Genomic DNA, 12,777 nt, shown 5'->3' with positions numbered 1-12,777 from the left:
TTGTTTGAAGCAGCGGTCAGAAGCCGCCGCGCGCCGAGCGCCCTACCGCTTCGCCCAGTTGCCATACCGCCATGGCGTAATGGGTGCTGTGGTTATAGCGGGTGATAGTGTAGAAGTTCGGCAGACCGTACCAATACTGGTAGCCGGTGCCGACGTCCAGCCGCAGCAGGCTGGCCTCTTGGTTATCCCCGAGTGAACCCTGCGGGCTCAGGCCGGCTTCAGCCAGTGCGGCGACCGAGTAGCGGGTCTTGAAGCCGTTTTCCAACCCCGGCGCCTGGCCGTTGGCCTGAATGGCGACCGGCTCGCCCTTGGACCAGCCGTGCGCCTTGAAGTAATTGGCCACGCTGCCGATGGCATCGACCGGATCCCACAGGTTGATATGCCCATCGTTGTTGAAGTCAACCGCGTAGCTTTTGAAGGAAGAAGGCATGAACTGCCCATAGCCCATCGCGCCGGCGAAGGAGCCGCGCAGCTCGAGCGGATCGTCACCTTCGGTGCGCGACATCAGCAGGAAGGTTTCCAACTCACCGGCGAAGTAATCGGCGCGGCGCGGGTAGTTGAAGGCCAGCGTCGCCAGCGCGTCGATAATGCGGGTTTTACCCATTACGCGGCCCCAGCGGGTCTCCACGCCAATAATCCCCACGATGATCTCCGGCGGCACGCCGTACACCTGCCAGGCGCGCTGCAGCGCATCCTGATATTGATTCCAGAACACCACGCCGTTTTGCACGTTATCCGGGGTGATGAACTTGTTGCGGTAGCGCAGCCAGGAACCGTTCGGCCCGGTTGGCCCCTGAGTAGACGGCGTCGGCGCCTGTCTGTCCATCAGCCGCAGCACCGAGTCCAATCGCCGAGCCTGCGCCAGCACGTCGTGCAGCTGCTGCCGGTCAAACCCGTGTTCCTGCACCATCTTATCGATAAAGCGCGCGGTATTCGGGTTATTGGCGAAATCCCCTCCCAGCGGCGCGCCGCTGTGCGCCGGGCTCAGCAAAAAGCCGCCCTTTACCGGGGTGCTCTGCGGCGTAGCAGTGGTACTGGGTTTCGGCGTGCTGCTACAGGCAGCAAGCAAGGTAATCAGCGGTAAAAGCGCAACCAGGTGACGCATCGGATATCCATAGCCATGCAAGAGATAAGTGGGAGTTATGTTAATGCATTGTTCAACGCGAACAAACAGGATTATGCCGCCAATGACCGCGTCAGGTAGCCAAACGTGCCAAATTGTGACGTTTTGCTCGGTGAAAGGACGCCCTGTGCGGCCGCGTGGAATCTCAACCGCGACTAAATGAGAAAAATTATCACCTTGACGCCCCCGTTTACCCCGCTAGAATGCCCGGCTGCTTGCCATCCGGCCTCCGCCGGGCGGCCAATGATGACGACAACGGACTGTGATGGAATCTCTCGGACAACTCACCAAAGACCTTTACCGCGGGCGCATCTCGCGCAAACCCTTTGTTTTCTCGCTGGCGATCTTCGCCGTTGGCATCGTGCTGCTGTCGTTTCTGTCGACCTATCTGGATAAAAACCATTTTCGCGCCCATGCGCACGGCGACACCGAGGAATTCGTCTCGGTGCTGCTGTATCTGCTGTGCATCATGGTGTGGGCGCTGTTCTGTTTTGGCCTGGTGGCGTGGTTTATGGCCAAAACCGCGTTTCGCCTTAATGATATCGGCCTGCCCGGTTGGGTGCTGGCCGTCACATGCTACGTTTGCTCGGTGCTCAACAACTACTCCCCCGGCCCGGTGGCGCGCTGGCTGCCGCTGTTCAGTCTGGCCGTCATGATCTGCGCCCTACTGTTGCCGCCCGACGGGCTGCGTCGCAAGCCGCGTGAACATGCCGATTGAGCGCCATTCCGCTCAAGGCTATGGCTATCCGCCGGCCGCGCCGTCACAATAGCGCCTCATTCAGGTTTCAATCAGGGATTGCCATGTACAGCCACTACCCCGCCCATTACACCTTCGATAGCGACAGCGACGCCTGGCAGATCGGTTTCCACGACTTCCCCGAGTGGCAATCTGCCTGCTATAAACGCGAAGACATCGAGCTGGAAGCGCAGGAAAGCCTGCTGGCCGCCATCGCCGCCGCGATGGATGAAGATCTGCCTCTGCCCGCCCCTTCTCCTGCGCAAACCGATGACTTGAAAGTACACCTGCCGGCGCTGGTGGCGCTGAAGATCGAACTGCACAATGCCATGCTACGCAAAAACACCGGCAAAGCGGCGCTGGCGCGCAAGCTGGGATTCAACGGCGGGCAAATGGAGCGGTTGCTGGATATCGGCTACGCCTCGAAGGTTGAAGCGCTGGAGCAGGCGTTGTATCTGCTGGGCTACGAAGTGCGCGTGACAATAAACGAAGTTTGCCAATGAGTTAGCGCTAAGTTAGCGAAATATTCGCCAACAGGACTAAATTTTCCCCGTTTTGCGCCGATATGATGGCTACCTAATCACCTGTCGCAACAACGAAGGCTAAAAATGGAGTGGAGTCGCCGTCATATTTGGGCCGTTATTCTGCTGTCTTGTCTCGTTTTTTGGGTCATTCTGGCGACCGGCATCAACGCCGTCGCCTGAGCGCCCGCCGCTGCATTGCTTCATCCCCTATTTAACAGCCCGCCACGGCGGGCTAGTTCCTGTCGCCCGCCCATAAAAAGCGTTATAAAACAGCGCACCCTGTTCAAAAAACAGCCGAAAATTGTGATCAAAAACACAGTATTGAAATCAGACCAGTATTGAGAGTACATTAGCGCCGATCCTGTCGCGGTTCGGATTTTACCTCACGGAGCATGAGGCGCGACAACCGGACAGCCCGCGCTCGAGGACGTTGTTCTTTCGCTTGGAAGAATCCGCCCGACAAGCAGGCTGCCCATAAAATACTCAGCACAACAATCGGGATCATTGCTGGCGAGGACTCCAGACAGGAGTTGTTCAGTGAAATATTTTTTGATGGGCGTGTCATTCATGCTGGTTGCCTGGGTTGGCACCTTCATGTTGATGGTTGCCTGACGGTAGCCAGACCAGGAACACAGCCAAAGGGACGCGCAAGCGTCCCTTTGTCGTTTCTGTTAACGATCATTTGCCCGGCATCATGCGGCGCAAGGTGTCGTCCTTACGCAGGTAGTGATGAAACAGCGCCGCCAACGCATGTGCGCCAATGATAAAGTAGCCGATATTCGCCAGCGTCTCATGAACCGTTTTGACCAGCCTGCGCATCACCGGATCCGGCGTCACCCACTGCGGCATCGGCCAGCCCAGCAAAGACCACGATTTCCCGCCGTAGGCCAGGGTTAACATGCCCAGCAACGGCAACATCAGGAAGACCACGTACAGCAGCCAATGGAAGATCTTGGCGCCCACTTCCTGCCATTCCTCCAGCGGCGGCGTGGTCGGCGGCGCAGCGTGGAAAGCGCGCATGGCCAACCGAATCAGCATCAGGGCAAAAACCGATACCCCAAAATTAAAGTGCAGAGTTTTGACCAGCGGCGCCCACGCCTCCGGCACTGAATCCTTCAGCAACATCGCCGCATAGGTGAGGATCACCATCAGCAAAGTCAGCCAATGTAAAACGATTTGCGATCGCGCGTAGCGGTTGCTCATACACTCTATCCAAAAAATAAAATTCAGCGTAGTTGAGCATAATGGGGAAATAATGAAGAAAACCTTGGGACGGAAAAAATAAGGCCGGGCGAACGCCCGGCCTGACAGGATTATTTGGCGCTGCCGGCTTTGCCCGGCTTCAGCAGCCCGTCCGCGCGGAACATCGCCTTGATACCGCGCACCGCCTGGCGGATACGGTCCTGGTTCTCGATCAGCGCGAAACGCACGTGGGTATCGCCGTAGTCGCCGAAGCCGATGCCCGGCGAGACGCAGACCTTGGCTTCCGCCAGCAGGCGTTTGGCAAATTCCAGCGAACCGAGGTGGGCATAAGGCTCGGGAATTTTCGCCCACACGTACATCGACGCCTTCGGGTTTTCCACCATCCAGCCCGCCTCATGCAGCCCCTTCACCAACACGTTGCGGCGCTGCCGATACTGCTCGGCGATATCGCGCACGCACTGCTGATCGCCTTCCAGCGCGGCGATGGCCGCCACCTGCAGCGGCGTAAAGGTCCCGTAGTCGTGATAGCTCTTGATGCGCGCCAGCGCGCTGACCAGTTCGGGATTGCCGACCATGAACCCGATGCGCCAGCCGGCCATGTTATAGCTTTTCGACAGGGTGAAGAACTCCACCGCGATGTCTTTCGCCCCCGGCACCTGCATGATCGACGGCGCTTTCCAGCCGTCATAAACGATATCGGCATAGGCCAGATCGTGGATCACCAGCACGTTGTACTGTTTGGCCAGCGCCACCACCCGCTCGAAGAAATCCAGCTCCACGCACTGCGCGGTCGGGTTGGACGGGAAGCCGAGGATCATCATTTTCGGGCGCGGAATGGTTTCCCGAATGGCGCGCTCCAGCTCACCGAAGAAATCCACACCGTCCACCAGCGGCACCGAGCGCACCTGGGCGCCGGCGATCACCGCGCCGTAAATGTGGATCGGGTAGCTGGGGTTCGGCACCAGTACCGTATCGCCGTGATCAAGGGTCGCCAGCATCAGGTGCGCCAGCCCCTCTTTCGAACCGATAGTGACGATGGCTTCGCTTTCCGGATCGATATCCACCTGATAACGATCGGCATACCAGCGCGAAATGGCACGGCGCAGGCGTGGAATGCCGCGCGAAGTAGAGTAACCGTGGGTATCGTCGCGCTGGGCGACGGCGCACAGTTTTTCCACGATGTGCGGCGGCGTCGGGCCGTCGGGGTTCCCCATGCTGAAGTCGATAATATCCTCACCGCGACGGCGTGCGGCCATCTTCAGTTCGGCGGTGATGTTGAATACGTAAGGGGGAAGGCGTTCAATGCGCGTAAAACGGCGCTGTGGACTGTTATCAGCCATAGGGGATTCCTCGATAGACGTTAGCGCCCGGACCGTCCGAGCGACGCTGGCCAGCGAACTGACCGAATATCGAACATAGCGCAGCGCCGACGAGCTTGTCGATACCTGGCGCGATATTTTTATTTGCCGCCCTGAAACTCCGCCGCCAACAGCCCGAACAACCAGTCATCGCACCACTGATCCGCCAGACGGTAGTTGTCGCGCAGCGTGCCTTCCAGCTGAAAACCGCACGACTCCAGCAGGCCACGCGAGGCGAGATTGCCCACGGTCACGGTGGCGGTCAATTTGTGAAAACTGCAGGCGTTCACCGCAAAATCCAGCACTGCCCGTAGCGACTCCTTGCCATAGCCCTTGCCCTGGCCGGAAGGCAAACTCCCGTATCCCACTTCCGCCTGCCGATACGGCGCCCAGTGCGGACGAAAGCCGGTAATGCCCACCGCCTCTCCGCTGTGCTTCTCACGCATCACCAGACACAACCACTGCTCGCCGTGTTTGTCCCAGGCCGGCAGCCGCTCTTCGAACCGTGCGCGGATCTCCGCTTCGCTGCGCGGATCGGAGATGTAACGGATCACCTCGGGATCTTGGTACAGGCGCAGAAACAGCGGCCAATCCTCGACGGTTATCGACTGTAAGTGCAGACGTTCAGTGACCAGCTTCATAAAATCTCCGAAAAACGAAAAAGAGGAACTTACGAATGAAAGATATCTCTTTATTTTCCCCGATTGGTTGCCGATAATCATTCACGTTAAAACCACAAAACCTTAACGTCTTGCCCGATTCCCTACAACTGCCCGCCGCCGTTATCCACGCGGCACCAGGAGAACACCATGGCCTCTTTAGTCATCGACGATATTCCGCAGACGATCGTTAACGTCAAGCGCCAGCTGCGCCAGGCATTGCCGAACTACCGCGACGTCTTTCTAGCGCTGGAAGAGAACATCCGCGGCCAGGTCGAACAGATCCGCCGCGAGCTGGCCGCCGGCCATAATCCGGTGCCGCAGATCGACGCAGAAGATATCCTGCAGCAGCGCGTCAGCGAGCAGCAAATAGCGCTGATCAAACAGCGCGGCGCCTGCGCCATTCGCGGCGTGTTCCCCCGCGCCAAGGCCGAAGGCTGGAACCGGGAAATCGGCGACTACCTTGAGCGCAACAACTTCGTCGAACGGTTGAAAAACGCCGCCGAAGACAACTATTTCGGCAAGTTGGCCGCCAGCAAGCCGCAGATTTACGGCATCTATTGGTCAAAACCGCAGGTTGAAGCGCGGCAGGATGCGCGCATGCATGCGGTGCAGGTGTTCCTCAACAGCCTGTGGGCCACCGAGAGCAACGGCAAACAGCATTTCGATCCGACCCGCGTCGCCACCTACGCCGATCGCACCCGCCGCCGCCCGCCGAACTCCTCGTCGCTGGGCCTGTCACCGCACGTCGACAGCGGCACCATTGAGCGCTGGCTGGACGAAAACTTCCGCTATGTATATCGCCACGTTTTCTCCGGCGACTGGCAGCAGTACGATCCCTTCGCCGCCGACGGCCGCACCGAGGTGCGCGAAATAGCCTCCCCGGCGGTCTGCTCGATGTTCCGCACCTTCCAGGGTTGGACGGCGCTGACGCCGCAGCGCACCAACGCCGGCACGCTGAACCTGGTGCCGATCGCCAACGCCATGGCCTATGTGTTGCTGCGCGCGCTGCAGGACGACGTCGCCGACGACGATCTGTGCGATGCGGCACCGGGCCGCGCGCTGTCGATCTCGGAAAAGTGGCATCCCCTTTTATTAAGTGGGATTTCCCCCATTCCCGATCTGGAGCCGGGCGACACGGTCTTTTGGCACTGCGATGTGATCCACGCGGTGGAGAACGAGCATAACGGCGAGTTCGACAGCAACGTGATGTACATCGCTGCCGCGCCGGGCTGCGAGAAAAACGACGCCTATCTGCAGCGCCAGCTGCCGAGCTTTATCGACGGCAGAACGCCGCCAGACTTCGCCCCTGACGACTTCGAGGTGGATTTCGACGGCCGCGCCACCGTCGACCTGCTGACGCCACTGGGCAAAGCGCAGCTCGGCATGGGCTGATCCCCCGCCCGTGGCGCACGCCACGGGCCCCTTTCGCTGTGGTATACTGCCGCCATCCGTAAGCCGCAGCGAGAACCCGTCGTGCACCCTTTTTTTGAAATGCTGTTGGCGGTGTTTGATCGCGCCGCGCTGATGTTGATCTGTCTGTTTTTCCTGACCCGCACCCGGCTGTTCCGCCAACTGCTGCAAAAAGAAGACCATACGCCGCTCGAGCTCGGCATCGTCACGGCGATCTTCTCGCTGTTCGCGCTGTTCAGCACCTACTCCGGCATCAACGTCGAAGGATCGCTGGTTAACGTGCGCGTCATCGCCATCATGGCCGGCGGCATCCTGTTCGGCCCCTGGGTGGGGATCGTCACCGGCATCATCGCCGGCGTGCACCGTTATCTGATCGACATCGGCGGCATCACCTCGGTGCCTTGTCTTATCACCAGCATCATCGCCGGCATCAGCGCCGGTTACATCAACCTCAAGGTGAAAAAAGAGCAGCGCTGGCGTGCCGGCATCGTCGGCGGCATGCTGTGCGAATCCCTCACCATGCTGCTGATCGTGCTGTGGGCCAAGCCGACCGAGCTTGGGCTGGATATCGTGTCGCAGATCGCCCTGCCGATGATCCTCGGCACGGTGTGCATCGGCCTGATCGTGCTGCTGGTGCAGAGCGTCGAGGATGAGAAAGAAGTGATCGCCGCGCGCCAGGCTAAGCTGGCGCTGGATATCGCCCACAAGACGCTGCCCTATTTCCGCAACATCAACAGCGAATCGCTGGCCACCATCTGCGATATCATTCGCCAGGACATCCGCGCCGACGCGGTAGCGATCACCGATACCCATCAGGTGCTGGCCTACGTCGGCGTAGGGCGCGAAGCCTACCCGATCGGCCGCGAAGGGCTGAGCCGCGTCACCCGCGAAAGCATTCGCCACGGCAAAATCATCATCAAGAACAACCTGGAAAACCCGGCGGCGCCGCAGATCCATTCGCAGCTGGTGGTGCCGCTGTGGGAAAAAGGCGAAGTGACCGGCGCGCTGAAAATCTACTACTGCCACGCCCACCAGATCACCAACACGCTGAAGGTGATGGCGGTCGGGCTGTCGCAGATCATCTCCACGCAGATAGAAGTGTCCCGCATCGAGCACCTGCGCCAGATGGCGGACAAGGCCGAAATGCGCGCGCTGCAGAGCAAGATTAACCCGCACTTCCTGTTCAACGCGCTGAACGCCATCTCTTCCTCTATTCGCCTGAATCCGGACACCGCGCGCCAGCTGATCATTAACCTGTCGCGCTACCTGCGCTACAACCTGGAGCTGAACGACGAACTGATCGATATCCGCAAGGAGTTGCATCAGATTCAGGACTATATCGCCATCGAACAGGCCCGCTTCGGCGCCAAGCTGACGGTGATCTACGACATCGACGACGATGTCTCGGTGCGCATTCCGAGCCTGCTGATCCAGCCGCTGGTGGAGAACGCCATCGTGCACGGCATCCAGCCCTGTAAGGGGAAAGGGGTGGTGGTGATCGCGGTGAAGGATCAGGGCGATCGGGTGAAAATTTCGGTGAAGGATACCGGCCACGGCATCAACCAGGAAACCATCGACCGGGTGGCGCGCAACGAAATGCCGGGCCACAATATCGGCCTGCTCAACGTACACCACCGCGTGTCGCTGCTGTACGGTGAAGGGCTGCATATCCGCCGCCTGGAGCCGGGCACCGAAATCGCGTTCTACATCAGCAAAAACGGCGGCAAGCTGCATCAGGAGCCGAGCGCGCCGCCGGTCGGGGAGGCCTCATGAAAGCCATCATCGTGGAAGACGAATTCCTCGCGCAGGAAGAACTCAGCTACCTGATCAAGAAACACAGCAATATCGATATCGTCGCCACCTTCGAGGATGGCCTCGACGTCCTCAAATACCTGCAGACTCACCAGGTCGACGCCATTTTCCTCGATATCAACATCCCGTCGCTGGACGGCGTGTTGCTGGCGCAAAACATCAGTAAATTCGCGCATCGCCCGTCGATCGTGTTCATCACCGCCTATAAAGAGCACGCGGTGGAAGCGTTCGAGATCGAAGCGTTCGACTATATCCTCAAGCCCTATCACGAGGCGCGCATCGTCACCATGCTGCAAAAACTGGAGGCGCTGCATCATCGCCCCGCCGGCGCGACGGAGCCGGCCAGCGCGCCGAGCCGCGGCAGCCATAGCATCAACCTGATCAAAGACGAGCGGATCATCGTTACCGACATCAACGACATCTATTACGCCGCCGCCGATGAAAAGGTGACACGGGTCTATACCCGCCGGGAAGAGTTCGTGATGCCGATGAACATCACCGAGTTTTACGGCCGGCTCCCGGAAGAACATTTCTTCCGCTGCCATCGCTCTTACTGCGTTAACCTGGCGAAGATCCGCGAGATCGTCCCCTGGTTCAACAATACCTACATTCTGCGGCTGAGCGATCTCGAGTTTGAAGTGCCGGTCAGCCGCAGCAAGGTGAAAGAGTTCCGCAAGCTGATGCGCCTGTAAGCGCTTACCAGCGCGGGCCCGGACGGTAGTAATAGCCGGGCGGCGGCGGTGGCGGCATGCGGTAATGCGGCCGATCTCGCCAGTCGCGCCGCGGTGGCCCGTAGTAAATCACCCGTGGCGGCGGGCCGTAATAGTACCCGCGCGGGCGTTCATACCGGTGATGATCGGCCCACCAACGCGGATCGCGCCAGCGATAGCCGTCCCAGTAGTGGCCGCGATTATCGCGATCGCCGATATGCAACGACAGGCCAGGCACGTTCACGCCGATGGACACGTCGGCCTGGCTCGCCAGCGGCAGCGCCAGCAGCGCGGCCAGTAACAACAGCGTTTTTTTCATTTCATGGACTCCTGCAGAGCGGACCTCGTCCGATCGCAGATAACATAGTCCCGCGCTCGCCGCCGCTCTATAGGCGCAATGCCGATTTACGCCTTTCAGACGCATCCTTCACAATTTCACCACAATCGTTCACCGGCGATTAACAATAAATCGTTGATATCTTTGATGTAGATCACGTGTCTCCCCCGGCATTTCACGCGCTTTTCGGCGCAAAAACGGCAACTCACGCCGCATAACATGCATTTCATTCCTTCCGTCGTGCAACTCATTCCCAATCCGCCGCCCGCCGGAGGAGCCGGCCATATAATAAGCCCATACCGCGGGAACACAGATTCACCCCGCAAATTTCAGCCAACGGCTCACGCCCGGCAACGCACACATAGGAAGGAGACCGGCCATGAACACCAAACCGGCAAATCGCAGCTTAATCGTTCTCGGCACCATCATCTGTCAGATGGGTCTGGGCACCATCTACACCTGGAGCCTGTTCAACCAGCCGCTGGTCGACAAGTTCCACTGGGGGCTGGCAGACGTTGCCACCACCTTCTCCATCACCAGCTTCTTCCTGGCCTTCGCCACGCTGTTCGCCGGCAAGCTGCAAGAACGCTTCGGCATCCGCAATCTGACGCTGTGTTCCGGCATCCTGGTCGGCCTGGGTCTCATCGCCAGCGCCCACGTCAGCTCGCTTGACATGATTTACCTGCTGGCCGGCGTGGTGGTGGGCTTTGCGGTCGGTATCGCCTACATCTCCACCCTGTCCAACCTGATTAAGTGGTTCCCCGCCAACAAAGGCCTGATTTCCGGCATCTCCGTCGGCGCCTTCGGCAGCGGTAGCCTGCTGTTCAAATACGTCAACGCCGCCCTGATCGCCGACGTCGGCGTTTCCGGTGCCTTCTTCTACTGGGGTGCCATCGTGATGGGCCTGATCGTCGTCGGCTCCCTGCTGCTGAAAGAGCCGGTGCTGGCGACCAACGCCGCACAGCCAGGCGCCAACGGTCTGGGTAACGACTACAGCGTGCGTCAGATGCTGGCCACCAAAGAAGCCTACCTGCTGTTCACCATCTTCTTCGCTGCCTGCATGAGCGGTCTGTATCTGATTGGCATCGTGAAAGACATGGGCGTTCAACTGGCCGGGATGGACTTGGCCACCGCCGCCAACACCGTATCCGCCGTCGCCATCTTCAACACCGCCGGCCGCATCATCCTGGGTACGCTGTCCGATAAAGTGGGCCGCATGCGCGTCATCAGCTTCACCATGCTGGTTACCGTGCTGGCGATTGTCGCCCTGAGCTTCATGACCCTGAACCACACGCTGTTCTTCATCTGCGTCGGCGCGGTGGCCTTCTGCTTCGGCGGCAACATCACCGTGTTCCCGGCGATTGTCGGCGACTTCTTCGGCCTGAAAAACCACAGCAAGAACTACGGCATCATCTACCAGGGCTTCGGCCTGGGCGCGCTGGCCGGTTCGTTCGTCGCCAAATACTTCGGCGGCTTCCACGCCACCTTTATGGTGATTGGCGTCCTGTCCGCCGCTTCTCTGCTGATTACGCTGTTCATCAAAGCGCCGAAGGCGGTGGCAGCGGAAACGGTAGAAACCGCCCAAACGGCGGAGCTGGCCAAAGCCTGATACCCCACGAAAACGACAAGGGGCGCAATCTGCGGATTGCGCCCCTTTTTTTATCGTGCCGCCGCATTGCTTACAGCTGCATGCCCAGCGTCTGGCGCAGATGCGCGCCGGCCCCCAGCAGGCCCGGTTGGCCATGGGTTATCATGAACACCGGAATGTCTCGCACATAGTCGCGGAAGCGCCCCTTGTCTTCGAAAGCGGCGCGGAAGCCCGAGGCCTTGAAGAATTCCATAAAGCGCGGCACGATGCCGCCGGCGATGTACACGCCGCCAAAGGTGCCCAGATTCAGCGCCAGGTTGCCGCCGAAGCGCCCCATGATCACGCAAAACAGCGACAGCGCACGGCGGCAGTCGATGCAGCTGTCCGCCAGCGCCCGCTCGGTAATGTCCTTCGGCTCCAGTTTCTCCGGCAGGCGGTTGTCCGCCTTGACGATGGCGCGATACAGGTTGACCAGGCCCGGCCCGGACAGCACGCGCTCGGCGGAAACGTGCCCCACTTCACCGCGCAGCACCTCCAGAATAATGTCTTCTTCTTCGCTGTTCGGGGCGAAATCGACATGGCCGCCCTCGCCCGGCAGGCTGACCCAGCGGCGATCGACCTGCACCAGGTGGGCAACACCCAGCCCGGTGCCGGCGCCGTACACCGCGATCGGTTTGCCCGGCTGCGCATCGCCGCCGCCAAACTGCAGCACGTCGTCCGGCGAGAGCATCGGGATCGCCATCGAGACGGCGGTGAAATCGTTGATCACTTCCAGATGACTCAACCCCAGGTTGGCCTTCATTTCTTTGATAGAGAACGCCCAGCTGTGGTTGGTCATCGCCACCCAGTCTTCCGTCACCGGGCAGGCGATCGCGATACAGGCGTCCTGCACCTCGATATCGCACGCTTTCAGGTAGTGGCGGATCACCGCCTCCAGGCTGTCGAACTCCAGGCCGGAATAGGTTTTCGCCTGGGTAATCTCACCCGTCGCAACAGTGCACAACGCCAGGCGGGCATTGGTGCCGCCAACATCACCCACGAGGGCATAGGTCATTGATTTCGTCTCCGCAAAATGAAAAATAAAAAGCTGCCCACACTGTAAAATCCTGCTGCGAAAACAACAATCACCCGCCTCGGATCTGCGCCCCAATAGCGATCCGGATCACAAAAAACGTTTCAGCTTGCCCGTGATGCCGCGATTTGAAACAAATTGCGGCAAAAAACGCGCCGCCGCGACTGTTAACCGTCATCGACGCCGGGCAATATCAATGCGTGCCTGCTCGCCGATAGTCTGGCAAGCTGTGGCCACTGCCC

At 59.7% G+C, this 12,777-nt stretch carries 13 protein-coding genes; 7 read left to right on the top strand and 6 right to left on the bottom strand.

What is annotated here, in order from left to right:
- Positions 1-16 precede the first annotated feature (16 nt).
- Positions 17-1,105 carry a lytic murein transglycosylase B gene (gene mltB, locus BVU99_RS05780; RefSeq protein WP_049294902.1) on the bottom strand — a complete coding sequence of 363 codons (1,089 nt, stop codon included), beginning with the start codon at positions 1,103-1,105 and terminating at the stop codon, positions 17-19.
- 283 nt (positions 1,106-1,388) lie between these two features.
- On the opposite strand from mltB, the gene BVU99_RS05775 reads away from it, so the two are divergent.
- From BVU99_RS05775 to ypdK, 3 genes are all read left to right on the top strand, one after another.
- Positions 1,389-1,841, top strand: a complete 453-nt coding sequence (locus BVU99_RS05775; RefSeq protein WP_043140239.1) for a DUF805 domain-containing protein — start codon at positions 1,389-1,391, stop codon at positions 1,839-1,841.
- Between the two features lie 83 nt (positions 1,842-1,924).
- The gene (locus tag BVU99_RS05770; protein WP_099816974.1) at positions 1,925-2,362 is read left to right on the top strand and encodes a hypothetical protein; all 438 of its coding nucleotides are present in this window, start codon (positions 1,925-1,927) and stop codon (positions 2,360-2,362) included.
- Positions 2,363-2,920: 558 nt separating this feature from the next.
- Positions 2,921-2,995, top strand: a complete 75-nt coding sequence (gene ypdK, locus BVU99_RS05765) for a membrane protein YpdK (protein WP_099782600.1) — start codon at positions 2,921-2,923, stop codon at positions 2,993-2,995.
- A 66-nt stretch (positions 2,996-3,061) separates the two neighbouring features.
- Here the strand turns inward: ypdK and BVU99_RS05760 are convergent, their stop codons facing one another.
- The 3 genes from BVU99_RS05760 to BVU99_RS05750 form a co-directional block, all read right to left on the bottom strand.
- Positions 3,062-3,586 (bottom strand): cytochrome b, encoded by a 525-nt coding sequence (locus tag BVU99_RS05760; RefSeq protein WP_089181172.1) that lies wholly within the window; start codon positions 3,584-3,586, stop codon positions 3,062-3,064.
- 110 nt (positions 3,587-3,696) lie between these two features.
- Positions 3,697-4,926: an alanine transaminase gene (gene alaC / locus BVU99_RS05755; RefSeq protein WP_016926818.1), complete on the bottom strand. Its 1,230-nt coding sequence runs from the start codon at positions 4,924-4,926 to the stop codon at positions 3,697-3,699.
- A 119-nt stretch (positions 4,927-5,045) separates the two neighbouring features.
- The gene (locus BVU99_RS05750; RefSeq protein WP_099816973.1) at positions 5,046-5,585 is read right to left on the bottom strand and encodes a GNAT family protein; all 540 of its coding nucleotides are present in this window, start codon (positions 5,583-5,585) and stop codon (positions 5,046-5,048) included.
- 168 nt (positions 5,586-5,753) lie between these two features.
- On the opposite strand from BVU99_RS05750, the gene BVU99_RS05745 reads away from it, so the two are divergent.
- The 3 genes from BVU99_RS05745 (at position 5,754) to BVU99_RS05735 (ending at position 9,520) form a co-directional block, all read left to right on the top strand.
- Entirely contained in the window at positions 5,754-6,998 is a 1,245-nt protein-coding gene (locus BVU99_RS05745; protein WP_049203742.1) for a DUF1479 domain-containing protein, read from the top strand.
- Positions 6,999-7,097: 99 nt separating this feature from the next.
- Complete coding sequence (locus tag BVU99_RS05740) at positions 7,098-8,789, top strand: sensor histidine kinase (RefSeq protein ID WP_099816972.1); 1,692 nt, start codon at positions 7,098-7,100, stop codon at positions 8,787-8,789.
- The gene (locus tag BVU99_RS05735) at positions 8,786-9,520 is read left to right on the top strand and encodes a LytTR family DNA-binding domain-containing protein (protein WP_025303751.1); all 735 of its coding nucleotides are present in this window, start codon (positions 8,786-8,788) and stop codon (positions 9,518-9,520) included. The genes BVU99_RS05740 and BVU99_RS05735 overlap by 4 nt, the downstream gene beginning before the upstream one ends.
- A 4-nt stretch (positions 9,521-9,524) precedes the next feature.
- On the opposite strand, the gene BVU99_RS05730 is transcribed toward BVU99_RS05735, so the two are convergent.
- Positions 9,525-9,857, bottom strand: coding sequence for a DUF2502 domain-containing protein (locus tag BVU99_RS05730; RefSeq protein ID WP_025303752.1), 333 nt, complete (start codon positions 9,855-9,857; stop codon positions 9,525-9,527).
- 397 nt (positions 9,858-10,254) lie between these two features.
- On the opposite strand from BVU99_RS05730, the gene BVU99_RS05725 reads away from it, so the two are divergent.
- On the top strand, positions 10,255-11,484 hold the full coding sequence (locus BVU99_RS05725; protein ID WP_025303753.1) for an OFA family MFS transporter: 1,230 nt from the start codon (positions 10,255-10,257) through the stop codon (positions 11,482-11,484).
- Positions 11,485-11,554: 70 nt separating this feature from the next.
- On the opposite strand, the gene glk is transcribed toward BVU99_RS05725, so the two are convergent.
- The gene (gene glk / locus BVU99_RS05720; protein ID WP_025303754.1) at positions 11,555-12,517 is read right to left on the bottom strand and encodes a glucokinase; all 963 of its coding nucleotides are present in this window, start codon (positions 12,515-12,517) and stop codon (positions 11,555-11,557) included.
- Between the last annotated feature and the right edge of the window lie 260 nt (positions 12,518-12,777).

The organism is Serratia sp. OLAL2, from assembly GCF_002752475.1.
GTDB classification, from domain to species: domain Bacteria; phylum Pseudomonadota; class Gammaproteobacteria; order Enterobacterales; family Enterobacteriaceae; genus Serratia; species Serratia bockelmannii.
This window is presented reverse-complemented; position numbering and strand designations above follow the sequence as displayed.

Bases quoted from the DNA above. Each gene is read 5' to 3' on its own strand.
- BVU99_RS05725 (WP_025303753.1), top strand. From the start codon at position 10,255: ATGAACACCAAACCGGCAAATCGCAGCTTAATCGTTCTCGGCACCATC.
- BVU99_RS05760 (WP_089181172.1), bottom strand. From the start codon at position 3,586: ATGAGCAACCGCTACGCGCGATCGCAAATCGTTTTACATTGGCTGACT.
- BVU99_RS05770 (WP_099816974.1), top strand. From the start codon at position 1,925: ATGTACAGCCACTACCCCGCCCATTACACCTTCGATAGCGACAGCGAC.
- BVU99_RS05730 (WP_025303752.1), bottom strand. From the start codon at position 9,857: ATGAAAAAAACGCTGTTGTTACTGGCCGCGCTGCTGGCGCTGCCGCTG.
- BVU99_RS05750 (WP_099816973.1), bottom strand. From the start codon at position 5,585: ATGAAGCTGGTCACTGAACGTCTGCACTTACAGTCGATAACCGTCGAG.
- BVU99_RS05745 (WP_049203742.1), top strand. From the start codon at position 5,754: ATGGCCTCTTTAGTCATCGACGATATTCCGCAGACGATCGTTAACGTC.
- mltB (WP_049294902.1), bottom strand. From the start codon at position 1,105: ATGCGTCACCTGGTTGCGCTTTTACCGCTGATTACCTTGCTTGCTGCC.
- glk (WP_025303754.1), bottom strand. From the start codon at position 12,517: ATGACCTATGCCCTCGTGGGTGATGTTGGCGGCACCAATGCCCGCCTG.
- alaC (WP_016926818.1), bottom strand. From the start codon at position 4,926: ATGGCTGATAACAGTCCACAGCGCCGTTTTACGCGCATTGAACGCCTT.
- BVU99_RS05735 (WP_025303751.1), top strand. From the start codon at position 8,786: ATGAAAGCCATCATCGTGGAAGACGAATTCCTCGCGCAGGAAGAACTC.
- BVU99_RS05775 (WP_043140239.1), top strand. From the start codon at position 1,389: ATGGAATCTCTCGGACAACTCACCAAAGACCTTTACCGCGGGCGCATC.
- BVU99_RS05740 (WP_099816972.1), top strand. From the start codon at position 7,098: ATGCTGTTGGCGGTGTTTGATCGCGCCGCGCTGATGTTGATCTGTCTG.